This window comes from Gottfriedia sp. OAE603 (genome assembly GCF_040543965.1).
In the GTDB taxonomy this organism is placed as follows: domain Bacteria; phylum Bacillota; class Bacilli; order Bacillales; family Bacillaceae_G; genus Gottfriedia; species Gottfriedia solisilvae.
On record NZ_JBEUNN010000001.1, the window covers coordinates 3,978,100 to 4,002,633 of the forward strand.

28 protein-coding genes and 2 pseudogenes are annotated in these 24,534 nt (G+C 38.6%); all 30 read right to left on the bottom strand.

Annotated elements, in window-relative coordinates; genetic code table 11:
• Positions 1-145 precede the first annotated feature (145 nt).
• Positions 146-796 (bottom strand): adenylate kinase, encoded by a 651-nt coding sequence (locus tag ABID96_RS20015; protein WP_192604282.1) that lies wholly within the window; start codon positions 794-796, stop codon positions 146-148.
• 60 nt (positions 797-856) lie between these two features.
• Positions 857-2,155 carry a preprotein translocase subunit SecY gene (gene secY / locus ABID96_RS20020; protein WP_192604283.1) on the bottom strand — a complete coding sequence of 433 codons (1,299 nt, stop codon included), beginning with the start codon at positions 2,153-2,155 and terminating at the stop codon, positions 857-859.
• The gene (rplO, locus tag ABID96_RS20025; protein ID WP_192604284.1) at positions 2,155-2,595 is read right to left on the bottom strand and encodes a 50S ribosomal protein L15; all 441 of its coding nucleotides are present in this window, start codon (positions 2,593-2,595) and stop codon (positions 2,155-2,157) included. The genes secY and rplO overlap by 1 nt, the downstream gene beginning before the upstream one ends.
• Before the next feature lie 30 nt (positions 2,596-2,625).
• Complete coding sequence (gene rpmD / locus ABID96_RS20030; RefSeq protein WP_088003827.1) at positions 2,626-2,808, bottom strand: 50S ribosomal protein L30; 183 nt, start codon at positions 2,806-2,808, stop codon at positions 2,626-2,628.
• Positions 2,809-2,823: 15 nt separating this feature from the next.
• Positions 2,824-3,324 (bottom strand): 30S ribosomal protein S5, encoded by a 501-nt coding sequence (gene rpsE / locus ABID96_RS20035; protein ID WP_088044546.1) that lies wholly within the window; start codon positions 3,322-3,324, stop codon positions 2,824-2,826.
• Positions 3,325-3,344: 20 nt separating this feature from the next.
• Entirely contained in the window at positions 3,345-3,707 is a 363-nt protein-coding gene (gene rplR / locus ABID96_RS20040) for a 50S ribosomal protein L18 (RefSeq protein WP_192604285.1), read from the bottom strand.
• Between the two features lie 31 nt (positions 3,708-3,738).
• Positions 3,739-4,275 carry a 50S ribosomal protein L6 gene (gene rplF, locus ABID96_RS20045; protein WP_192604286.1) on the bottom strand — a complete coding sequence of 179 codons (537 nt, stop codon included), beginning with the start codon at positions 4,273-4,275 and terminating at the stop codon, positions 3,739-3,741.
• Between the two features lie 30 nt (positions 4,276-4,305).
• Complete coding sequence (gene rpsH, locus ABID96_RS20050; protein WP_088003819.1) at positions 4,306-4,704, bottom strand: 30S ribosomal protein S8; 399 nt, start codon at positions 4,702-4,704, stop codon at positions 4,306-4,308.
• 33 nt (positions 4,705-4,737) lie between these two features.
• Positions 4,738-4,923: a type Z 30S ribosomal protein S14 gene (locus tag ABID96_RS20055; protein WP_069716795.1), complete on the bottom strand. Its 186-nt coding sequence runs from the start codon at positions 4,921-4,923 to the stop codon at positions 4,738-4,740.
• A 34-nt stretch (positions 4,924-4,957) separates the two neighbouring features.
• Complete coding sequence (rplE, locus tag ABID96_RS20060) at positions 4,958-5,497, bottom strand: 50S ribosomal protein L5 (protein WP_192604287.1); 540 nt, start codon at positions 5,495-5,497, stop codon at positions 4,958-4,960.
• A gap of 28 nt (positions 5,498-5,525) precedes the next feature.
• Positions 5,526-5,837 (bottom strand): 50S ribosomal protein L24, encoded by a 312-nt coding sequence (gene rplX / locus ABID96_RS20065; protein WP_088044551.1) that lies wholly within the window; start codon positions 5,835-5,837, stop codon positions 5,526-5,528.
• Positions 5,838-5,892: 55 nt separating this feature from the next.
• Entirely contained in the window at positions 5,893-6,261 is a 369-nt protein-coding gene (gene rplN, locus ABID96_RS20070; protein ID WP_107904046.1) for a 50S ribosomal protein L14, read from the bottom strand.
• Between the two features lie 46 nt (positions 6,262-6,307).
• Positions 6,308-6,571 carry a 30S ribosomal protein S17 gene (gene rpsQ, locus ABID96_RS20075; protein ID WP_192604288.1) on the bottom strand — a complete coding sequence of 88 codons (264 nt, stop codon included), beginning with the start codon at positions 6,569-6,571 and terminating at the stop codon, positions 6,308-6,310.
• Positions 6,572-6,592: 21 nt separating this feature from the next.
• The gene (rpmC, locus tag ABID96_RS20080) at positions 6,593-6,793 is read right to left on the bottom strand and encodes a 50S ribosomal protein L29 (RefSeq protein ID WP_088044553.1); all 201 of its coding nucleotides are present in this window, start codon (positions 6,791-6,793) and stop codon (positions 6,593-6,595) included.
• The gene (gene rplP, locus ABID96_RS20085; RefSeq protein ID WP_192604289.1) at positions 6,783-7,217 is read right to left on the bottom strand and encodes a 50S ribosomal protein L16; all 435 of its coding nucleotides are present in this window, start codon (positions 7,215-7,217) and stop codon (positions 6,783-6,785) included. The genes rpmC and rplP overlap by 11 nt, the downstream gene beginning before the upstream one ends.
• Positions 7,218-7,219: 2 nt before the next feature.
• On the bottom strand, positions 7,220-7,879 hold the full coding sequence (rpsC, locus tag ABID96_RS20090; RefSeq protein WP_192604290.1) for a 30S ribosomal protein S3: 660 nt from the start codon (positions 7,877-7,879) through the stop codon (positions 7,220-7,222).
• Between the two features lie 3 nt (positions 7,880-7,882).
• The gene (rplV, locus tag ABID96_RS20095) at positions 7,883-8,224 is read right to left on the bottom strand and encodes a 50S ribosomal protein L22 (RefSeq protein WP_192604291.1); all 342 of its coding nucleotides are present in this window, start codon (positions 8,222-8,224) and stop codon (positions 7,883-7,885) included.
• A gap of 17 nt (positions 8,225-8,241) precedes the next feature.
• Positions 8,242-8,520, bottom strand: coding sequence for a 30S ribosomal protein S19 (rpsS, locus tag ABID96_RS20100; RefSeq protein ID WP_069033610.1), 279 nt, complete (start codon positions 8,518-8,520; stop codon positions 8,242-8,244).
• A 57-nt stretch (positions 8,521-8,577) separates the two neighbouring features.
• Complete coding sequence (gene rplB, locus ABID96_RS20105; RefSeq protein WP_088003803.1) at positions 8,578-9,408, bottom strand: 50S ribosomal protein L2; 831 nt, start codon at positions 9,406-9,408, stop codon at positions 8,578-8,580.
• 31 nt (positions 9,409-9,439) lie between these two features.
• On the bottom strand, positions 9,440-9,730 hold the full coding sequence (gene rplW / locus ABID96_RS20110) for a 50S ribosomal protein L23 (RefSeq protein WP_088003801.1): 291 nt from the start codon (positions 9,728-9,730) through the stop codon (positions 9,440-9,442).
• Positions 9,730-10,353 carry a 50S ribosomal protein L4 gene (gene rplD, locus ABID96_RS20115; protein WP_192604292.1) on the bottom strand — a complete coding sequence of 208 codons (624 nt, stop codon included), beginning with the start codon at positions 10,351-10,353 and terminating at the stop codon, positions 9,730-9,732. The genes rplW and rplD overlap by 1 nt, the downstream gene beginning before the upstream one ends.
• A 27-nt stretch (positions 10,354-10,380) precedes the next feature.
• The gene (rplC, locus tag ABID96_RS20120; protein WP_192604293.1) at positions 10,381-11,010 is read right to left on the bottom strand and encodes a 50S ribosomal protein L3; all 630 of its coding nucleotides are present in this window, start codon (positions 11,008-11,010) and stop codon (positions 10,381-10,383) included.
• 32 nt (positions 11,011-11,042) lie between these two features.
• Positions 11,043-11,351, bottom strand: a complete 309-nt coding sequence (gene rpsJ, locus ABID96_RS20125; protein ID WP_088003795.1) for a 30S ribosomal protein S10 — start codon at positions 11,349-11,351, stop codon at positions 11,043-11,045.
• Between the two features lie 327 nt (positions 11,352-11,678).
• Complete coding sequence (gene tuf / locus ABID96_RS20130) at positions 11,679-12,866, bottom strand: elongation factor Tu (RefSeq protein ID WP_088003792.1); 1,188 nt, start codon at positions 12,864-12,866, stop codon at positions 11,679-11,681.
• A 121-nt stretch (positions 12,867-12,987) separates the two neighbouring features.
• Positions 12,988-15,068 (bottom strand): annotated as a pseudogene (gene fusA, locus ABID96_RS20135) (elongation factor G).
• Between the two features lie 234 nt (positions 15,069-15,302).
• A complete protein-coding gene (gene rpsG, locus ABID96_RS20140) occupies positions 15,303-15,773 on the bottom strand; it encodes a 30S ribosomal protein S7 (protein ID WP_088044563.1) in 471 nt (156 codons plus the stop codon).
• Positions 15,774-15,805: 32 nt separating this feature from the next.
• Positions 15,806-16,228 (bottom strand): 30S ribosomal protein S12, encoded by a 423-nt coding sequence (gene rpsL, locus ABID96_RS20145; RefSeq protein ID WP_056467392.1) that lies wholly within the window; start codon positions 16,226-16,228, stop codon positions 15,806-15,808.
• Between the two features lie 246 nt (positions 16,229-16,474).
• On the bottom strand, positions 16,475-20,083 hold the full coding sequence (gene rpoC / locus ABID96_RS20150; protein ID WP_192604295.1) for a DNA-directed RNA polymerase subunit beta': 3,609 nt from the start codon (positions 20,081-20,083) through the stop codon (positions 16,475-16,477).
• A 41-nt stretch (positions 20,084-20,124) separates the two neighbouring features.
• Positions 20,125-23,660, bottom strand: a pseudogene (gene rpoB, locus ABID96_RS20155) (DNA-directed RNA polymerase subunit beta).
• Between the two features lie 246 nt (positions 23,661-23,906).
• Positions 23,907-24,506, bottom strand: a complete 600-nt coding sequence (locus ABID96_RS20160) for a class I SAM-dependent methyltransferase (protein ID WP_192604297.1) — start codon at positions 24,504-24,506, stop codon at positions 23,907-23,909.
• Positions 24,507-24,534 lie beyond the last annotated feature (28 nt).

Sequence of the window (24,534 nt, forward strand, 5' to 3'; positions counted from 1 at the left end):
TAAACCTATTACCAATCGCTTGTAGATCCTATATAATATCAATCGTTCCAATCAAAGCTAAATTAATGCTTTTATTCATAGTAATTAGTTTTGACGAAACGACAAAACGTCATACACGTGGAACGACGATCTCTCATTCGTTTTTCTAAACTAACTCTTTTAAAAGATTATCAATGTCTACAAAAACTTTGCTAATCTCTTGGTCACCTTCAATTGTTTTCACATAACCAAGGTTATTGTAGAAATCAAGTAAAGGTTGAGTTTGTTTAATATTTACTTCAAGGCGGTTTGCAACAGTTTCTACATTATCATCCGCACGTTGATAAAGTTCTCCACCACATTTAGAGCAGATCCCTTCTTCAGCTGGAGGATTGAAAATTAAGTGATATGTCGCTCCACACTCTTTGCAAATACGACGTCCTGTTAAACGATCAATTAATAGTTGTTGGTCTACATGAATGTTTAACACGAAGTCTAATTTACGATTCATTAATTTCAGTGTCTCTTCTAGTGCTTCAGCCTGCGCAACTGTTCTAGGAAAGCCATCCAATAAAAAACCGTTTTGGCAATCATCTTTAGCTAATCGTTCACGTACAATTCCAATTGTTACTTCATCAGGAACAAGTTGACCTTGATCCATAAACGATTTTGCTTTAAGACCTAGTTCTGTGCCATCTTTAATAGCAGCACGGAACATATCACCTGTAGAAATATGAGGAATATCATACTTCTCTACTATTTTCTCAGCTTGTGTGCCTTTGCCTGCACCAGGAAGTCCCATTAATATTAAATTCATGGTTGATCCTCCTCAAAATTAGGTGAGCAAGAGGGAAATTTACGACTTCCCTAACGCTCGTTATTTTATAAAGCCTTTGTAGTTTCTCTTTACAAGCTGACTTTCTAATTGCTTCATTGTTTCTAACGCTACTCCGACAACGATTAGTAAACTTGTTCCTCCAATTTGAGCTGAAGGTGGTAAGTTTGCAATTTTACCAAATGCAATTGGTAATAATGCAATGAAAGCTAAGAAAATTGATCCCACAAACGTTAAGCGATATAAGACTTTGATTATATATTCTTGTGTGCTCTTACCTGGGCGAATGCCTGGGATGTAGCCACCTTGCTTTTGTAAGTTTTCAGCCATTTGTTCAGGGTTAGCCTGAACAAAAGTATAAAAGTATGAAAAAGCAATAATTAAAATTAGATAAAATGCCATACCCCATGGATTATTATAAGTAAATACTTTTTCAATCCAATCAGTCACACTGTTATTTGGTAAGAACGATGCGATTGTTGATGGAGTTATTAAAAATGAAACAGCGAAGATTACCGGAATAACCCCAGCACCATTAACTTTTAATGGCAAGTGAGTAGATTGTCCTCCGACATAGCTATTATTTCCATTGTTACGTTTTGCGTATTGAATCGGAATTTTACGAGTTGCTTGTTGGATGTAAATAACAGCAACAATAACTAGTAGTAAAACCAAAACAACTAAGCCAACTTTAACAATGTTTAAAAATAGCTCATCTCCAGCACCTTTAAATTGTTGCTGATAGATTTGTGAAATTGTAGTTGGAATAGCAGCAACTATACCTGCAAAGATGAGAATTGATATACCGTTCCCCACACCTTTAGCAGTAATCTGCTCACCTAACCACAATAAGAAAGCTGTACCAGCTGTTAGTACAGTTGCAATATATAGGTAGGTAGACCAACCAGCATTTTCAATTAACATTCCGCCTGTAACATTGTTCATACTGATCGATAATCCAATAGCTTCAATAAAACCTAAAATTATTGTGATATATCTAGTCAGTTGAGTCAATTTACGTCGACCAATCTCACCTTGCTTCGACCATTCAGTTAACTTTGGAACAACGTCCATTTGAAGTAACTGAATAATGATCGATGCTGTAATGTAAGGCATTATACCCATTGCAAAAATCGAGAACTGTTTAAGAGCTCCACCACCGAATGTATTTAGTACCCCAAAGATACTCATTGAGCTATCTTGGGAAGCAAGCACATCAGCGTTGACGTTTGGAACAGGTATAAACGTTCCAATACGAAATACAATTAACATTAATAACGTGAAGAGAATCTTTCTTCTAATATCTGCAACGCGCATAAAGTTAGAGATTGTCCGGAACATTAGATCACCTCAGTTTTTCCACCAGCTGCTTCGATTGCCTCTACTGCAGTAGCTGAGAACTTATGAGCTTTAACAGTAAGTTTAACTTCTAACTTACCTTTACCTAAAATTTTAATACCAGCTAATTCTTTACGAACGATACCAGTTTCAATCAGTAACTCAGGAGTTACTTCAGTTCCGTTTTCGAAGCGGTTTAACGTTTCAACATTAACGATTGAGTATTCTTTACGGTTGATGTTAGTGAAACCACGTTTTGGTAAACGACGGAATAAAGGAGTTTGACCACCTTCAAATCCAAGACGCACACCGCCACCTGAACGAGCGTTTTGTCCTTTATGACCTTTACCAGCAGTTTTACCAGTACCAGATCCGATACCACGACCGATACGTTTCGATACTTTACGAGAACCTTCTGTAGGTTTTAATTCATGAAGTTTCATTAGGGCACCTCCTTACTTATTCATGTTTCATTAAATTTCTTTTACAGATACAAGGTGAGAAACTTTGTTAATCATCCCACGCATTGCAGCGTTATCTTCTTTAACTACAGTTTGGTTAGTTTTTGTTATACCTAACGCACGAACTGTTGCGATTTGGTCTTGTTTACGACCAATAACACTACGAGTAAGGGTAATTTCTAACTTTTTAGCCATCGTTATCCCTCCTTATTAACCTAGTAATTCTTCTACAGATTTACCGCGTAATTTTGCAACTTCATCCGCACGTTTAAGGTTGCTTAATCCTTCGATTGTAGCACGTACAATGTTCACTGGTGTGTTAGAACCAAGAGATTTAGATAAGATATCATGTACTCCAGCAAGTTCTAATACCGCACGAACAGGACCTCCTGCGATAACTCCAGTACCGGCAGAAGCAGGTTTTAAGAATACTTCACCAGCTCCAAAACGACCTGTAATTACGTGAGGAATTGTAGTTCCAACGATTGGTACATTAATTAGATTTTTCTTAGCATCTTCAACAGCTTTACGGATTGCATCAGGTACTTCTTGAGCTTTACCTGTACCAAAACCTACATGACCGTTTTTGTCACCAACAACAACTAATGCAGCGAAACGGAAACGACGACCACCTTTTACAACCTTTGCAACACGGTTAATCGTAACTAGGCGTTCTTCAAGCTCTAATTTATTAGGATCAATGCGACGCATGTATGTCCCTCCTTCTTTTATTAAAATTGTAAACCAGCTTCACGAGCAGCTTCAGCTAAAGCTTTTACGCGACCATGATATAAGTAACCACCGCGGTCAAATACAACTACAGTAACACCTTTTTCAGTAGCACGTTTAGCAACTAAATTACCAACTAATTTTGCTGCCTCGATATTACCAGTACCATTTATAGTTAATTCTTTATCTAAAGTTGATGCACTTGCTAATGTTACACCATTAACGTCATCAATGATTTGAGCATAGATATGGTTGTTTGAACGATAAACGTTTAAACGTGGACGTTCTTGAGTACCAGATAATTTAGTACGTACACGAGCATGTCTCTTTTTACGTACTGCATTTTTATCAGTCTTTAAGATCATCTTGGTCACTCCTTTCTCTTATCTAGTTAGATTACTTCGCAGTTTTACCTTCTTTACGACGAACCATTTCGCCTTCATAACGAATACCTTTACCTTTGTAAGGCTCTGGTGGACGTACTTGACGGATGTAAGCAGCAAGAGCGCCTACACGTTCTTTGTCGATACCTTTGATACTGATTTTAGTATTTGAAGGTACTTCGATTTCAACACCATTTTCAGGAGTGATTTCAACTGGGTGAGAATAACCAACGCTAAGAACAAGTTTGTCACCTGTTTTAGTAGCACGGTAACCTACCCCAACTAGTTCAAGGTTACGAGTATAACCATTAGTTACACCTTCAACCATGTTTCCTAAAAGGGCACGAGTTGTACCATGAAGAGCACGGTGCTCTTTGTTATCAGTTGGACGTACAACTGTTAATACGTTCTCGTTAATATCAATTTGCATATCTGAACTAAAAGTACGAGTTAACTCACCTTTAGGTCCTTTTACTGTAATAGTATTGTTGTTATTAGTAAGAGTAACTCCAGCAGGAATTACAAGTTCTTTTTTACCAACACGAGACATTCACTACACCTCCATTCTCTCTGTCGTTTATTACCAAACGTATGCTAAGATTTCGCCACCAGTTTTAGCTTGACGAGCTTCTTTATCTGTCATTACACCTTTTGAAGTTGAAAGAATTGCAACACCTAAACCATTAAGTACGCGTGGTACTTCATCAGCTTTTGCATAAACACGTAAGCCAGGCTTAGAGATTCTTTTTAATCCAGTGATAACACGTTCGTTGTTTACACCATATTTTAAGAAAATACGGATGATACCTTGTTTATCGTCTTCAATGTACTCAACGTCACGGATGAAACCTTCACGTTTTAGAATTTCAGCAACTTCCTTCTTTAGGTTAGAACCTGGGAATTCTAATTTCTCGTGACGTACCATGTTCGCATTACGAATGCGAGTAAGCATATCTGCAATAGGATCTGTCATGACCATGTTCAGATAACCTCCTTCCTAATATCTATAAAATTACCAACTAGCTTTTTTAACGCCAGGGATTTGTCCTTTATATGCAAGTTCACGGAAACAAATACGGCAAAGTTTAAATTTACGTAAAACTGAGTGTGGACGTCCGCAACGTTCGCAACGTGTATACTCTTGTACTTTAAATTTCTGTTCGCGTTTTTGTTTCGCAATCATTGATTTTTTAGCCACGTTTTCGCCTCCTCTTCTTTAGCGCTGGCTTTCATTATTTTTGAAAAGGCATTCCGAATAATGTTAGCATTTCACGAGCTTCTTCATCAGTTTTTGCAGTAGTTACAATAACGATGTCCATACCACGTACCTTATTTACTTTATCATAATCGATTTCTGGGAAGATTAATTGTTCTTTAACACCTAAAGTGTAGTTTCCACGGCCATCGAATGCTTTTTTAGAGATTCCACGGAAGTCACGTACACGTGGTAATGTTACAGCAACTAATTTTTCAAAGAATTCGTACATACGCTCGCCACGTAATGTAACTTTAGCACCGATAGGCATTCCTTCACGTAAACGGAATTGAGCGATTGATTTCTTAGCTCTAGTAACAAGAGGTTTTTGACCCGAGATTAGAGTTAATTCTTCAACAGCAGTATCTAACGCTTTTGAGTTAGAAACAGCCTCACCAACACCCATGTTGATAACGATCTTTTCAATTTTAGGTACTTCCATAACTGATTTATAGTTAAACTTGCTCACTAGAGCAGGAGTAATTTCTTTTTGATATTTCTCGACTAGGCGGTTCATTCAGTTGACCTCCTTTCATAAATTTCTATTATTTATCAAGTAATTCGCCTGATTTTTTAGCAATACGTACTTTTTTACCATCCACTAATTGGTAACCTACGCGAGTAGGTACTCCAGTTTTTGGATCTAATGCCATGACATTAGAAACATGGATTGGTGCTTCTTTCTCGATGATGCCACCTTGTGGGTTAGCTTGAGTAGGTTTTGAGTGTTTTTTAATGATGTTAACACCTTCAACTAGTACGCGGTTATTCTTTGGAAATGAAGCAAGGATAACGCCTTGTTTTCCTTTGTCTTTGCCAGAGATAACTTGAACTTTATCACCTTTTTTTACATGCATCTTCTTCGTGCACCTCCTTATAAGGCTTTCTGAAGTATTTATTGTAGTACATTAATTATAGTACTTCTGGAGCTAATGATACGATTTTCATGAAGTTGCTATCACGTAATTCACGTGCAACTGGTCCGAAAATACGAGTACCACGTGGGCTCTTATCATCTTTAATGATAACAGCTGCGTTTTCATCAAAACGGATGTAAGTACCGTCTGGACGACGAACACCGCGTTTCGTACGAACGATAACGGCTTTAACTACATCACCTTTTTTAACAACGCCACCTGGTGTTGCTTGTTTCACTGTACATACGATGATATCACCGATGTTAGCAGTTTTACGTCCTGAACCACCTAATACTTTAATAGTAAGTAATTCACGAGCGCCTGAATTGTCAGCAACTTTTAAACGAGATTCTTGTTGGATCATGTCAAATTGACCTCCTTTCGGATTAGGTATATTATCCGATCATCTATTAGATAATAACAGCTTCTTCTACAATTTCAATTAAACGGAAACGTTTTGTAGCTGATAATGGACGAGTCTCCATGATTTTTACGATATCGCCAACTTTTGCTTGGTTTAGCTCATCGTGCGCTTTATACTTCTTAGAATATTTAACGCGTTTTCCGTATAGCTTGTGTGTTTTATAAGTTTCAACTACAACCGTAATTGTCTTATCCATTTTATCAGAAACTACACGTCCTGTGTAAACTTTACGTTGGTTACGTTCGCTCACTGTGCAAACCTCCCCTCATGATTAGTTGTTAGAGTTGATCTCTCTTTCACGTACTACAGTTTTCATACGAGCAATACCTTTACGAACCTCGCGGATACGAGCAGTGTTCTCTAATTGTCCTGTAGCTAATTGGAAACGAAGGTTGAATAACTCTTCTTTAAGAGATTTCACTTTTAATTCAATTTCAGCAGTAGTAAGATCGCGAATCTCATTAGTTTTCATTAGAATCACCACCATTTGTTTCGCGTTTTACAAACTTACATTTAACTGGTAATTTGTGAGCTGCTAAGCGTAGAGCTTCACGTGCAATCTCTTCAGATACACCAGCGATTTCGAACATAATTTTTCCTGGTTTAACAACTGCTACCCAACCTTCAGGAGCACCTTTACCGCTACCCATACGAACCTCAAGAGGTTTTGCTGTGTAAGGCTTAGAAGGGAAGATCTTAATCCATACTTTTCCGCCACGTTTCATGTAACGAGTCATTGCACGACGCGCTGCTTCAATTTGACGGTTAGTAATCCAAGAAGCTTCAGTTGATTGTAAACCGAATTCACCGAATGCTACTTCAGTACCACCTTTGGCACGTCCACGCATTTTACCACGATGCTCTCTTCTATATTTAACACGTTTAGGCATTAACATAATTAATTTCCTCCTTCCTCAGAAGCTTTCTTTTTTGTAGGAAGAACTTCACCTTTGTAGATCCATACTTTTACGCCAAGTTTACCGTATGTTGTATCTGCTTCTGCAGTTGAATAGTCGATATCTGCGCGTAATGTATGAAGTGGCACTGTACCTTCGCTATATGATTCAGCACGAGCGATATCTGCTCCGCCAAGACGTCCAGAAACTTGTGTTTTGATTCCTAATGCACCAGCACGCATAGCACGTTGTAATACTTGCTTTTGAGCACGACGGAAAGAAACACGGTTTTCTAATTGACGAGCAATGTTTTCTGCTACTAATTTAGCATCAAGGTCTGCTCTTTTGATTTCGATGATGTTGATATGAACACGTTTGCCAGTTAAGTTGTTTAAAGCTTTACGAAGAGCTTCAACCTCTGAACCACCTTTACCGATTACCATACCAGGTTTAGCAGTGTGAACTGTAATGTTTACACGGTTTGCAGCTCTCTCGATTTCTACTTTAGAAACAGCAGAATCTTTTAAACGAGCGCTGATATATTCACGAATTTTAATATCTTCATGTAAAAGGTCAGCGTAATCTTTCTCTGCGTACCATTTAGATTCCCAATCTTTGATTATACCGACACGAAGTCCGACCGGATTTACCTTTTGACCCATCGATTATCCCTCCTTCTTCTCTGATACCACGATTGTAATGTGGCTTGTGCGTTTATTGATCGCGCTAGCACGTCCTTGTGCACGTGGGCGGAAACGTTTTAATGTAGCACCTTCATCAACGAATACTTTTTCGATGATTAAGTTGTTAACATCCATATCATAGTTATGTTCTGCATTTGCAATAGCAGATTTTAACAATTTTTCTACAACAGGAGAAGCAGTTTTTGGTGTGTGTCGAAGGATTGCGATCGCTTCGCCAACTTGCTTACCTCGGATTAAATCGACTACTAGACGAACTTTACGAGGAGCGATACGAACTGTTCTCAGTACAGCTTTTGCTTGCATTGGAGTGCCTCCTCTCATTATCTTCTAGTTTTCTTGTCATCCGCATCGTGACCTTTATAAGTACGAGTTGGAGCAAATTCACCAAGTTTGTGACCTACCATATCTTCCGATACGTATACAGGTACGTGTTTACGACCATCGTACACTGCAATAGTATGTCCGATAAATTGTGGGAAAATAGTAGAACGACGTGACCAAGTTTTTACAACTTGTTTTGAGTCAGTTTCGTTTAATTTCTCAACTTTAGCTAATAAGTGATCATCAATAAATGGACCTTTTTTCAGGCTGCGTCCCATTGTGGTACCTCCCTTCGTGATTGACCTACGGTTCTAGTGAACCGTAGCACAACCGCGTTATTTTTTACGACGACGTACGATAAATTTATCTGACGCTTTGTTTTTCTTACGAGTTTTGTAACCAAGAGTTGGTTTACCCCATGGAGACATTGGTGATTTACGTCCGATTGGAGAGCGTCCTTCACCACCACCGTGTGGGTGATCTACTGGGTTCATTACAGATCCACGTACAGTTGGGCGTTTACCCATCCAACGAGAACGACCTGCTTTACCGATGTTAATAAGTTCGTGGTGCTCATTACCAACTTGACCTACAGTCGCGCGGCATGTAGCTAATACCATACGTACTTCACCAGAATTTAAACGTACTAATACGTAACGGTCTTCTTTACCTAATACTTGAGCAGAAGTACCAGCAGAACGTACTAATTGTCCTCCACGACCTGGTTTTAACTCGATGTTGTGGATTGTTGTACCTACTGGAATGTTAACAAGTGGTAATGCGTTACCTATTTTAATATCAGCTTCTGGACCAGAAACGATTTCCATTCCTACTACTAAGTTTTTAGGAGCAAGGATGTAACGTTTTTCTCCATCAGCGTAGTTAATTAACGCAATGTTTGCAGAACGGTTTGGATCGTACTCGATTGTAGCAACGCGTCCTGGTATACCATCTTTATCTCTTTTGAAATCGATGATACGGTATTGACGTTTGTGTCCACCACCTTGGTGACGAACAGTAATTTTACCTTGGTTATTACGGCCAGCTTTTTTACTTAGTGGAGCTAGTAATGATTTTTCTGGCTTATCAGTAGTGATTTCAGCAAAATCATTAGTAGTCATACCACGGCGACCGTTAGTGGTTGGTTTATACTTTTTGATTCCCATCGTAATTTCCCTCCTTTTCTAGTAGTTAGTATTAAACGCCTTCGAATAATTGAATATCTTGGCTATCAGCAGTTAATTTAACGATTGCTTTTCTACGACGGTTAGTGTAACCAGCATGTTTACCCATACGTTTAAACTTACCTTTGTAGTTCATTACGTTAACTTTTTCTACTTTAACACCGAAGATTGCTTCAACAGCATCTTTAACTTCAGTTTTATTAGCTCTTACATCAACTTCGAAAGTGTATTTTTTCTCTGATATAGCATCCATAGAAGCTTCAGTGATTACCGGGCGTTTGATAATATCACGAGGATCCTTCATTACGCAAGCACCTCCTCTACTTTTTCCACCGCAGCTTTAGTCATGATTAAAGTATCATGATGTAAAACGTCGATTACGTTAACTTCATTTGCTGCAAGTACCGTGATTCCTTGGATATTACGAGCAGATAAAGCTACGTTTTCATTTAAGTCAGCTGTAACGATTAAGACTTTCTTTTGTACAGATAAGCCTTGTAATACAGTAACCATATCTTTTGTTTTTGGTGCGTTTAACACTAAATCTTCAAGCACTAACATGCTTTGCTCTAATACTTTCGTAGATAAAGCAGATTTAATTGCTAAGCGACGTACCTTTTTAGGTAATTTGTAAGAATATGATCTTGGAGCTGGACCGAATACGATACCACCACCACGCCATTGTGGAGAACGAATAGAACCTTGACGAGCACGTCCAGTTCCTTTTTGTTTCCATGGTTTACGACCACCACCACGTACTTCAGAACGTGTTTTTACTTTGTGTGTACCTTGACGTAAAGATGCACGTTGCATCATTACAGCGTCAAATAAAACGTGTTCGTTTGGAGCGATTCCGAATACAGCATCTGCTAATTCGATTTCTCCTACTTGAGCACCAGTTTGATTAAACATAGTAACTTTAGGCATTTTGGTTTCCTCCTTTCTTCTAATTAATTAGTTAGATTTAACCGCAGAACGGATTGTTACGTAAGATTTTTTAGCACCTGGTACATTACCTTTTACTAATAGTAAGTTACGTTCAACGTCAACTTTAACAATTTGTAAGTTTTGTACAGTTACTTTTTCTCCACCCATACGTCCTGGTAATGCTTTGTTTTTAAATACGCGGTTTGGAGCTACAGGACCCATTGAACCTGGACGACGGTGGTAACGAGAACCGTGAGTCATTGGTCCACGAGATTGTCCGTGGCGCTTAATGCTACCTTGGAATCCTTTACCTTTTGAAGTTCCAGTCACATCAACGATGTCACCATTTGCAAATATATCTACCTTGACTTCTTGACCTACTTCATAAGCTGACATGTCAGCATTACGAATTTCACGAACGAAGCGCTTAGGTGCAGTGTTTGCTTTAGCAGCGTGGCCTTTTTCAGGTTTGTTAGCGATTTTATCACGTTTATCAGCAAATCCGATTTGGATTGCTTCATATCCGTCAGTTTCTGTAGTTTTCTTTTGTAAAACTACGTTAGAAGCTGCTTCGATAACAGTTACTGGAATTAACTCACCGTTTTCAGCAAATACTTGTGTCATACCGATCTTTTTCCCTAAGATTCCTTTAGTCATAAGTCACACCTCCTGAATTTTCTATATTGTTATTAAAGCTTGATTTCAATATCAACGCCAGACGGTAAGTCTAGTCTCATTAGTGAATCAACAGTTTGTGGTGTTGGGTTCACGATATCGATTAAACGTTTATGTGTGCGCATTTCGAATTGCTCACGTGAATCTTTGTATTTATGAACCGCACGAAGAATCGTGTAAATTGATTTCTCAGTTGGTAACGGGATCGGACCAGATACAGAAGCACCTGAACGTTTCGCAGTTTCAACGATTTTTTCAGCAGATTGATCTAAAATACGGTGATCGTAAGCTTTTAAACGAATACGAATTTTTTCTTTTGCCATAATTTTCCCTCCTTTTTCGCCTATTTATATAATAGACATACTCCATGGAAATTTCCTTACACTCGCCATGGCAAAGCGGCCGGGTGTATCAGCAACCTTCCATTTCTACGCAGTCAAAGACCAACATCATCTATTATACATAAAAAATAATGCCTTTGCAAGCATTAGTTATTTATTATGTATAAAATGTTTTTTGTCGTCTTTTGTACTTTGTTATTATAATATCTCCATATTTGAAAATCAAGTAAGAAACGAAATTCTATTATAATTAAATATTACCAAAAAAAAGCTTAGAAGAATAAATTCTTCTAAGCTTTTGTGTTTTAATTATTCAACGATTGTAGCAACTACGCCAGCGCCTACAGTACGTCCACCCTCACGGATAGAGAACTTAGTTCCTTCTTCAACAGCGATTGCGTTGATTAACTCAACAGTCATTTCGATGTTGTCGCCAGGCATAACCATTTCAGTACCTTCAGGTAATTGGATGATTCCAGTTACGTCAGTTGTACGGAAATAGAATTGTGGACGGTAGTTAGCGAAGAATGGAGTATGACGTCCACCTTCTTCTTTAGATAAAACGTAAACTTCAGCTTTGAACTTAGTGTGTTGTTTAACTGAACCTGGTTTAGCTAAAACTTGACCACGTTGGATATCGTCACGAGCAACCCCACGAAGAAGTGCACCGATGTTATCTCCAGCTTCTGCTTGATCAAGAAGTTTACGGAACATTTCAACACCTGTTACAGTAGTTGATTTTGGCTCTTCAACAAGACCGATGATCTCGATTACGTCACCAACTTTAACGATACCACGCTCAACACGACCAGTAGCAACTGTTCCACGACCAGTGATTGAGAATACATCCTCAACTGGCATTAAGAAAGGCTTGTCAGTTTCACGAGCTGGTGTTGGGATATAAGAATCAACTTCAGCCATTAATTCATGAATTTTTGCTTCCCAAGCTTCGTCACCTTCTAAAGCTTTAAGAGCTGAACCTTTGATTACTGGAATGTCATCGCCTGGGAATTCATATTCTGATAATAGATCACGAATTTCCATTTCAACTAATTCAAGTAACTCCTCATCGTCAACCATGTCACATTTGTTCATGAATACTACGATGTAAGGTACACCTACTTGACGAGATAAAAGAATGTGCTCACGAGTTTGAGGCATTGGACCATCAGCAGCAGATACTACTAAGATACCACCGTCCATTTGAGCAGCACCAGTGATCATGTTTTTAACATAGTCAGCGTGACCTGGGCAGTCAACGTGTGCATAGTGACGAGTTTCAGTTTCGTACTCAACGTGTGCAGTAGAGATTGTGATACCACGTTCTCTTTCTTCTGGAGCACCATCGATTTGATCGTAAGCACGAGCTTCAGCTCCACCTACTTTAGCTAATACCGTAGTAATAGCAGCTGTTAATGTAGTTTTACCATGGTCAACGTGTCCGATTGTACCAATGTTAACGTGTGGTTTTACACGTTCGAATTTAGCTTTACCCATTGTAAAAATCCTCCTTATAATTAAGAAAATTAATTTTAGTTTTTATTATTATGCCATAAAGGGGCAAGTCCCCTTTATAGCTAACATACATAGTTATACATGATGAGAACTAAATAATCAATTACTCACCTTTATATTTTTTGATAATTTCTTCAGAGATAGATTTTGGTACATCTTCATAATGATCAAATACCATTGAGAACGTTCCACGACCTTGTGTGTTAGAACGTAATGAAGTTGCATAACCAAACATCTCAGCAAGAGGCACCATTGCACGTACTACTTGAGCGTTACCGCGAGCTTCCATACCTTCAACGCGTCCGCGACGAGAAGTAACGTCACCCATGATATCTCCTAAGTATTCCTCAGGGATAACAACTTCTACTTTCATGATAGGTTCAAGTAGAACTGGGTTACATTTTTTAACTGCGTTTTTAAGTGCTAATGAAGCAGCAACTTTAAACGCCATCTCATTCGAGTCAACATCATGGTAAGAACCATCAAATAGACGAGCTTTAATGTCGATTAGTGGGAACCCAGCTAATACACCATTTTTAAGAGAATCTTCAAGACCTGCAGCAACTGCTGGGATGTATTCACGAGGAACAACACCACCAACGATACCGTTTTCGAACTCGAAGCCTTTTCCTTCTTCGTTTGGTGAGAATTCAATCCAAACGTGACCGAATTGTCCACGTCCACCTGATTGACGAACGAATTTACCTTCTACTTGTGCAGAAGAACGGAAAGTTTCACGATATGCTACTTGAGGAGCACCAACGTTAGCTTCTACTTTGAATTCACGACGCATACGGTCAACGATGATATCAAGGTGAAGTTCACCCATACCACCGATGATTACTTGACCAGTTTCTTGATCAGTATGTGCACGGAATGTAGGATCTTCTTCTGTTAATTTTACTAATGCTTGACCCATTTTATCTTGGTCAGCTTTAGATTTTGGTTCGATTGCAATGTGGATAACTGGCTCTGGGAATTCCATAGACTCAAGAATAACTAAATTCTTTTCATCACATAGAGTATCTCCAGTTGTAGTATCTTTAAGACCTACAGCAGCAGCGATGTCTCCAGCATATACTTTCGAGATCTCTTGACGAGAGTTAGCATGCATTTGTAGGATACGTCCTACACGCTCACGCTTACCTTTCGTAGAGTTTTGAACGTATGAACCAGATTCTAATGTACCTGCGTACACACGGAAGAATGTTAATTTACCAACATAAGGATCTGTCATGATTTTGAATGCAAGAGCAGCGAAAGGCTCGTCGTCACTTGAAGGAACAACTTTCTCTTCATCAGAATCAGGAATAGTTCCCATAATTGCTGGTACATCTAATGGTGATGGTAAGTAGTCAATTACTGCATCAAGCATTAATTGAACACCTTTATTTTTGAAAGCAGAACCACATACTACTGGGTAGAACTGTACTGAACAAGTTGCTTTACGAATAGCAGCTTTTAATTCAGGAAGTGTGATTTCTTCACCTTCAAGATATTTCATCATTAATTCTTCATCAAGCTCAGCTACTGCTTCAACTAATCTTCCACGGTATTCTTCAGCTTGCTCTTTGTATTCTTCAGGAATCTCGATTGTTTCAATGTCAGTACCTAAGTCATTGTTATACTTGATAGCTTTCATTTCAACAAGGTCGATAATACCCCAGAAATTATCTTCAGCACCCATCGCTAATTGGATTGGGTGTGCGTTAGCTTGTAAACGATCGTGCAATGTTCCTACAGAGTATAAGAAATCCGCGCCAATTTTATCCATTTTGTTAACGAATACAACACGTGGAACTCCGTAAGTAGTTGCTTGACGCCATACTGTTTCAGTTTGAGGCTCAACACCAGATTGAGCATCAAGTACTGCAACTGCGCCATCAAGTACACGTAGAGAACGTTCAACTTCAACAGTGAAGTCTACGTGACCAGGAGTATCAATGATATTTACACGGTGGTTATTCCATTGAGCTGTTGTCGCAGCAGATGTGATAGTGATACCACGCTCTTGCTCTTGCTCCATCCAGTCCATTTGTGAAGCTCCTTCATGAGAGTTTCACCAATTTTATGAATACGACCAGTGTAATAAAGGATACGCTCAGTAGTCGTTGTTTTACCAGCGTCAATATGAGCCATGATCCCGATATTACGAGTGTTATTTAAGGAGAACTCTCTTGTCATAAGGGTTCTTTCTCCCTTCCAATTTGTAAGTAGGATTTTTAATAGTATAAGAAAAAGTTATTCCTATACATATTTCATGTTATTAAGTTAAGTACTACAAGCAAAGAACTTTCATGTCATCCTAAGTTATGTAATCCGACGTTCACCTATTCAATCTAGAAAACTAGTTTAAAAATAGGTGAACGACTTAACCAACATTCATTATGTGCAGAAATAACTAAAATGCTTTTAATCTTACCAACGGTAGTGAGCAAACGCTTTGTTCGCTTCTGCCATTTTGTGTGTATCTTCACGTTTCTTAACTGCAGAACCTGAGTTGTTAGCTGCATCAAGAATTTCGTTAGCTAAACGCTCTTCCATCGTTTTTTCTCCACGAAGACGAGAATAGTTAACTAACCAGCGAAGACCTAAAGTTGTACGGCGCTCTGGACGTACCTCAACTGGTACTTGGTAGTTTGATCCACCAACACGACGAGCTCTAACTTCTAGAACTGGCATGATATTTTTAAGAGCAGCTTCGAATACTTCCATTGGTTCTTTACCAGAACGTTCTTGGATTAATTCAAAAGCTCCGTATAAGATAGCTTGAGATTTCCCTCTTTTTCCGTCAATCATCATTTTGTTGATTAAACGAGAAACTAATTTTGAATTATAAAGTGGATCTGGCAATACATCTCTTTTTGCAACAGGACCTTTACGTGGCATGTGATTTCCTCCTTTCGACTAGTTGTTATTTATTACTTCTTAGCTGCTTTTGGTCTCTTAGTTCCGTATTTAGAACGACCTTGCATACGCTTGTCAACACCTGCAGTATCTAACGCACCACGAACGATGTGATAACGTACCCCTGGTAAATCTTTTACACGTCCTCCACGAATAAGAACAACACTGTGCTCTTGTAAGTTGTGTCCGATACCTGGGATATAAGCAGTTACCTCGATTTGGTTAGTTAAACGTACACGAGCATATTTACGTAATGCTGAGTTCGGTTTCTTTGGAGTCATAGTACCAACACGAGTACAAACACCACGTTTTTGTGGAGCTGATAAATCAGTTGATTTTTTCTTTAATGAGTTGAAACCTTTGTTTAATGCTGGTGATTTTGATTTCCATACTTTAGAAGTACGTCCATTACGCACTAACTGGTTAATAGTAGGCATGAGTTTTCCTCCCTTCACATATTTATAAGACCACACATCCAGGTGGTTCATAATTAGTTGAAAACAAAGTTTTTGCAAGAAGGAAGGAATCTTCCTTCTCACAAAAACAGTTTTAACTGTATATTCCTAAATTAGCCCCGGGTCTAACCTGCTAAGATTAGCAGTGCTATTGTCTAGGAGCAACCTTGAATATCTTATCATTTTTCATCATTTGATGTCAACTCAAGAATGAAAATATTTTAAGTTTTATTTTTCAACTAAAACTTCTTCGTTCATTTCAACTGATTCGTTTACATCTTTTACAAGATCAACTTTACGGTATCTGTTCATACCTGTACCAGCTGGAACCAACTTACCTATAATAACATTCTCTTTTAATCCTAGCAACTCGTCACGTTTTCCTTTGATTGCAGCGTCTGTTAACACACGCGTTGTTTCTTGGAATGATGCAGCTGATAAGAATGAGTCTGTTTCTAATGATGCTTTTGTAATACCTAATAATAATGGACGAGCAGTAGCTGGTTGTTTACCTGCAAATAAAGCTTCTTTATTTGCTTCAGTAAATTGATGTAATTCTAATAATGTACCAGGAAGTAACTCAGTTTCCCCTGCATCCATTACACGAACTTTCTTCAGCATTTGACGAACCATTACCTCTACGTGTTTATCGCCAATTTCTACCCCTTGCATACGGTAAACTTTTTGAACTTCACGCAGTAAGTATTCTTGAACAGCATTTGTACCTTTTACTTTTAATAGCTCTTTCGGATCAATAGAACCTTCAGTCATTACTTGACCACGTTCAATTCTTTCACCGTCTTGAACTTTTAATCTAGCGCCATATGGAACTGGATAGCTTCTAGATTCAACTGAACCTTCAACAATAATTTCTTGCTTGTCTTTTGCATCAGTTGAAATCGAGATAACACCATCAATTTCAGATATAACCGCTTGACCTTTAGGATTACGCGCTTCAAATAGCTCTTGAATACGAGGTAAACCTTGAGTAATATCGTCTCCTGCAACCCCACCTGTATGGAATGTACGCATTGTTAACTGAGTACCTGGTTCACCGATTGATTGAGCAGCGATGATACCAACTGCTTCACCAACTTCAACTTCAGCACCTGTAGCTAAATTGCGACCATAACATTTTTTACATACTCCGTGGTTCGTATTACATGTAAACGCAGAACGGATATTAACTTCTTCAATACCAGCATCAATTATTTCACGAGCTAAGTCTTCTGTAATTAAATCGTTCTCTTGAGCAAGTAATACACCAGTTTCTGGGTGACGTAGAGTTGCACGTAAATGACGACCTACTAGGCGATCGTATAGACCTTCAATAATTTCGTTACCTTCTTTAATTGCTTTTACATGTAAACCACGATCAGTACCACAGTCATCTTGACGAACGATTACATCTTGTGCAACGTCTACTAGACGACGAGTTAGGTAACCTGAATCGGCTGTTTTAAGTGCAGTATCGGCAAGACCTTTACGAGCACCATGTGTTGAGATGAAGTATTCAAGTACCGTTAAACCTTCACGGAATGATGATTTGATTGGTAACTCAATAATACGTCCAGCCGGGTTGGCCATTAGACCACGCATACCTGCAAGCTGAGTGAAGTTCGATGCGTTACCACGGGCACCAGAGTCACTCATCATAAAGATAGGGTTTCGTTTATTTAATGAAGCCATCAGTTTTCCTTGAATTACATCCTTCGCGTCACTCCAAATTGCGATTACACGATCGTAACGCTCATCTTCTGTGATTAATCCACGTCGGAATTGCTTTAATACTTTATCTACTTTTTCTTGTGCCTCAGCAATAATTTGTTGCTTCTCCGGTAATACGATGATGTCAGCAACACCTACTGTGATACCAGCTTTAGTAGAATGTCTAAATCCAAGATCCTTCATGCGATCAAGCATTTTTGATGTTTCAGTAATTTTGAAACGTTTAAATACTTCAGCAATGATGTTTCCAAGAATTTTCTTTTTGAAAGGAGCAATTTCTTCTCTACTTTCAATAATTTCTTTTACATTTGCACCTTTAGAAACAAAATACATTTGCGGAGTTTCTTTTTCAAGGTTACTCTGCGTTGGTTCATTAATGTATGGGAACGATGTAGGTAAGATTTCATTGAAGATCAGCTTACCAACAGTTGTGATTAATAATGAATTATTTTGTTCTTCAGTAAATGTTTCGTTATTTAACGTTCCAGCCGCAACAGCAACACGAGAATGTAAATGTACATAACCGTTTTGGTATGCGATTAACGCTTCATTGATATCTTTAAATACCATACCTTCACCGACAGCGCCTGCACGCTCAAGTGTTAAGTAATAGTTACCTAATACCATATCTTGAGATGGTGTAACTACTGGTTTACCATCTTTCGGATTCAGGATGTTTTGAGCTGCAAGCATTAGAATACGAGCTTCTGCTTGAGCTTCACTTGATAACGGTACGTGAACAGCCATTTGGTCACCGTCAAAATCGGCGTTGTATGCAGTACATACAAGTGGATGTAGACGAATCGCACGGCCTTCTACTAGAGTAGGTTCGAACGCTTGGATACCAAGTCTGTGAAGAGTTGGGGCACGGTTTAGTAACACTGGGTGCTCACGAATAACCGATTCTAATACATCCCAAATTTCTGGGTGTAAACGCTCGATTTTACGTTTTGCACTCTTAATGTTATGCGCTAACCCACGCTCTACTAATTCTTTCATCACGAATGGCTTGAATAATTCAATTGCCATTTCTTTTGGTAGACCACATTGATACATCTGTAAGTTTGGTCCTACAACGATTACCGAACGACCAGAGTAGTCAACACGTTTACCAAGTAAGTTTTGACGGAAACGTCCTTGCTTACCTTTAAGCATGTGAGAAAGTGATTTTAATGGACGGTTACCTGGTCCGGTAACTGGACGGCCACGACGACCATTGTCAATTAACGCATCAACTGCCTCTTGAAGCATACGTTTTTCGTTTTGAACGATGATACTTGGAGCACCAAGGTCTAATAAACGTTTTAAACGGTTGTTACGGTTAATTACACGACGATATAAATCATTTAAATCTGAAGTAGCAAAACGACCACCATCCAATTGAACCATTGGACGTAATTCAGGTGGGATAACTGGAAGAACATCAAGGATCATCCAAGATGGTTCATTACCAGAGTTACGGAATGCTTCTAATACTTCTAATCGTTTAATTGCTCTTGTACGACGTTGTCCTTGAGCAGTTTTTAATTCTTCTTTTAAAGAATCAACATCTTTTTCAAGATTAATGTCGCTTAAAAGCTTTTTAATTGCTTCTGCACCCATAGATGCTTGGAAAGTTTGACCATAGCGCTCACGATAAGCACGGAATTCTTTCTCAGAAAGCAATTGTTTCTTTTCTAAAGGCGTATCACCTGTTTCAGTTACAACATAAGAAGCAAAGTAGATCACTTCCTCCAAAGCTCGAGGGGACATGTCTAAAACAAGTCCCATTCGGCTTGGAATACCTTTAAAATACCAAATATGTGAAACTGGAGCAGCTAATTCAATGTGACCCATACGTTCACGACGTACTTTTGCACGAGTTACTTCAACTCCACAGCGATCACAAACTACACCTTTATAACGTACACGTTTATATTTACCGCAATGACATTCCCAATCCTTTGTAGGACCGAAAATACGTTCACAAAAAAGACCATCTTTTTCAGGTTTTAATGTACGGTAGTTAATTGTTTCAGGTTTTTTAATTTCCCCGTATGACCACGAGCGAATTTTGTCAGGCGATGCAAGTCCGATCTTCATATACTCGAAATTATTTACATCTATCAAGGGGCCTACCTCCCTTTCTGTCCTAAGGTTTTACCCAATACTTATTCTTTTACGTATTCCATATCCATCGCTAAATGTTCTGAAGCTTGATCATCATCATCTTCAGTATCGCGCATTTCGATTTCCTCATCTGTAGCAGACATCATCTTAACATCCATACCTAGAGATTGTAATTCCTTAATTAATACTTTGAATGATTCAGGAACACCTGGCTCAGGTACGTTTTCACCTTTAACGATTGCTTCATATGTTTTCACACGTCCAACAACGTCATCAGACTTAACAGTTAAGATTTCTTGTAGTGTATAAGCAGCACCGTATGCTTCAAGTGCCCATACTTCCATCTCACCAAAACGTGTTGTCCACCAAATTGTGCTTTACCACCAAGTGGTTGTTGCGTAACAAGTGAGTATGGTCCAGTTGAACGAGCATGTAGCTTATCGTCAACCATGTGCGCAAGTTTGATCATATACATGACACCTACTGATACACGGTTATCGAACGGCTCACCCGTACGTCCATCATATAGTACAGTCTTAGCATCACGTGCCATACCAGCTTCTTCAATCGTACCCCAAACATCTTCCTCACGCGCTCCATCAAATACAGGAGAAGCAACATGAATGCCAAGATATCTAGCAGCCATACCTAAGTGTAACTCTAATACCTGACCGATGTTCATACGAGAAGGTACCCCTAATGGGTTTAACATGATATCAACTGGCGTTCCATCTGGTAAAAATGGCATATCTTCTTCTGGTAAAATACGGGATATAACCCCTTTATTACCATGTCGTCCAGCCATTTTATCCCCTTCAGAGATTTTACGCTTCTGAACAATGTAAACACGAACAAGTTGGTTAACTCCTGGTGGTAATTCATCACCGTTTTCACGAGTGAATACTTTAACATCAAGAATAATTCCGCCTCCACCGTGTGGAACACGTAAAGAAGTATCACGAACTTCACGAGCTTTTTCACCGAAGATTGCGTGAAGTAGACGTTCTTCAGCAGTTAATTCAGTAACCCCTTTAGGCGTTACTTTACCAACTAATAAATCACCATCTTTAACTTCTGCACCAATACGGATAATCCCACGTTCATCAAGATTTTTAAGAGCATCTTCACCAACGTTTGGAATATCACGAGTGATTTCTTCTGGTCCTAATTTAGTGTCACGAGCTTCTGACTCATATTCTTCAATATGAACTGAAGTGTAAACATCTTCTTTAACAAGACGGCGACTCATAATGATCGCATCCTCATAGTTGTAACCATCCCATGTCATGAATGCTACAAGTACGTTACGTCCAAGAGCTAATTCACCTTTTTCCATAGAAGGTCCATCTGCAAGAATTTCGCCTCTTACTACTTCGTCACCAACACTTACGATTGGGCGTTGGTTATAACAAGTACCTTGGTTTGAACGTACGAATTTTAGCATACGATATTTATCAAGGTCACCTTTAACTTTTTGTCCATCAACTTCTGAGTAACGACGTACCCAAACTTCTTTCGCTTCAACACGTTCAACGATACCAGGATGTTTACAGATTACTGCAGCACCAGAGTCTTTCGCTGATACATACTCCATACCTGTTCCCACGATTGGAGACTCAGGGTTTAATAATGGAACTGCTTGACGTTGCATGTTCGCTCCCATTAGGGCACGGTTTGAATCGTCATTCTCTAAGAAAGGAATACATGCTGTCGCAGCTGATACTACTTGTTTTGGAGATACATCCATATAGTCGATACGTTCACGTTTAACAACAGTGTTGTCTCCACGGAAACGAGCTACTACATCCTCATCTAAGAAACTACCATCTTCACCTAAACGAGCATTCGCTTGGGCTACAACGTATAGATCTTCTTCATCAGCTGTTAAGTAATCAATTTTATCAGTAAGACGTCCAGTTTCAGCATCAACACGACGGTATGGTGTTTCAATGAAACCAAATTGATTTACTTTCGCATAAGAAGAAAGTGAGTTAATTAATCCGATGTTCGGTCCCTCAGGCGTCTCAATCGGACACATACGACCATAGTGAGAGTAATGAACGTCACGTACTTCGAATCCAGCACGTTCACGTGTTAAACCACCGGGTCCTAGCGCTGATAGTCTTCGTTTGTGAGTTAATTCTGCTAGTGGGTTTGTTTGGTCCATGAATTGAGATAGCTGTGAGCTACCAAAGAATTCTTTAATTGAAGCAATTACAGGGCGAATATTAATTAACGCCTGTGGAGTAACTGCGTTTGTATCTTGAATTGACATACGTTCACGAACTACACGTTCCATACGAGATAAACCGATACGGAATTGGTTTTGAAGTAATTCTCCAACTGAACGTAAACGACGATTACCTAAGTGGTCAATATCGTCTGTGTCTCCTACGTTATGTAGTAAGTTAAAGAAGTAAGAAATCGAAGCGATAATGTCAGCAGGTGAAATATTTTTCACACTTTTGCTTACATTAGCATTTCCAATGACTTGAATTACTTGTTCGCCATCACCTTCAACTGGTGCATAGATTTTAATAGATTGTAAATTAATCTCTTCTTCTAGTACGCCACCTGCAGGTTGAACTACTTTTTCACCGATATTCTTCTCCAAGAACGGAAGAATTCTATCTAACGTACGACGATCAAGAGTTGTCCCTTTTTCTACAATAATTTCACCAGTTTCTGGATCCACTAAAGTTTCAGCGATACGTTGATTAAATAGTCGGTTTTTAATGTGTAATTTTTTATTGATTTTGTAGCGACCTACGCTAGCTAAATCATAACGCTTCGGATCGAAGAAGCGAGTAATTAATAGGTTTTTTGCATTTTCTACTGTAGGTGGTTCACCCGGACGTAGTCTCTCATAGATTTCAAGAAGCGCTTTTTCAGTGCTATCTGTATTATCTTTTTCAAGTGAGTTACGTAGGTATTCGTTTTCGCCTAATAAGTCCAAAATCTCTTGGTCTGTACCAAATCCAAGCGAACGTAGTAAGACAGTAACAGGTAATTTTCTTGTGCGGTCAATACGTACATATACTACGTCTTTCGCATCCGTTTCGTACTCTAACCAAGCACCACGGTTTGGAATAACTGTAGCTGTATAACCTTTTTTACCGTTTTTGTCGATCTTTCCACTATAGTACACACTTGGAGAACGTACTAATTGTGAAACGATAACACGTTCAGCACCATTAATAATAAATGTGCCTGTGTCCGTCATTAATGGGAAATCTCCCATGAAAACATCTTGCTCTTTAACTTCGCCAGTTTCCTTATTTAATAGGCGAACTTTCACTCGAAGTGGAGCAGCGTAGTTAACATCACGCTCTTTTGATTCTTCTACAACATACTTCGGCTCACCTAGACTGTAATCAATGAATTCTAATGATAGATTACCTGTAAAATCCTCAATCGGTGAAATGTCTTGGAACATTTCTCTCAAACCTTCATCTAAGAACCATTGGTAAGATGCTGTTTGAATTTCAATTAAGTTAGGTAACTCTAAAACTTCACTGATACGAGCATAACTTCTGCGTTGGCGGTGTCGTCCATATTGAACTAGTTGACCTGTCAACATATTCACCCCTTAAATTTAAGAGTATTTAAAACAAAAAAATAGTAACAAATAAGCACAAAAAACCCCTTACTTGTTAAACAAAAAATAAAATGGTTTCAAAATGAAAACCATTTATTAAACTCAACGACAGTCATTTTACTATCATTTCCAAAGAATATAGAAATATACCCACTTCCAAAAAATCATTTTTGAAAATAAATATATATTGGCATTTAATAATACTATCACAAGCGAAATTTAGAGTCAATCTTTTTTACTTTTTATGATATAATACCCTTTTTCCTTTTTTACAACGTCCACTTCATCAAACAGCTCTTTTAGTAGATCTAACGCGGAAGGAGCTCCTTGTTTCTTTTGAATCACTACCCAAAGTTCACCACCAGGAAGTAATTTCTCGTGAGCTTCTCTTAAAATCGTATGAACTACGACTTTCCCTGCTCGTATTGGTGGATTTGTTAAAATCGCAGCGTATTCTCCAGTTACATTTTCATAGATACTACTTTCATAGATTTTAACATTCTCTATATTATTTACCTTAGCATTCTCTTTCGCTAATTCAATCGCCCTTAAATTAACATCGACCATTTCTACTAATTGATTTTCATTATCTTTAGCAATCGACAATCCAATCGGACCATACCCACAGCCCACATCTAAAATCGTTCCTTCAATTCCCGGAAATGTAAATGTCTCTATTAATACTCGAGAACCAAAGTCAACTTCATTTCTCGAAAACACTCCGGCATCAGATTGAAACTTTAACGCATTTCCTCTTAATGTAAAAGAAAATACTTTCTTATCGGTTTTGCTATTCGGTTGGTTCGTAAAATAGTGATCAGCCATTTTAAATCCTTCTTCCATCTTTGATACT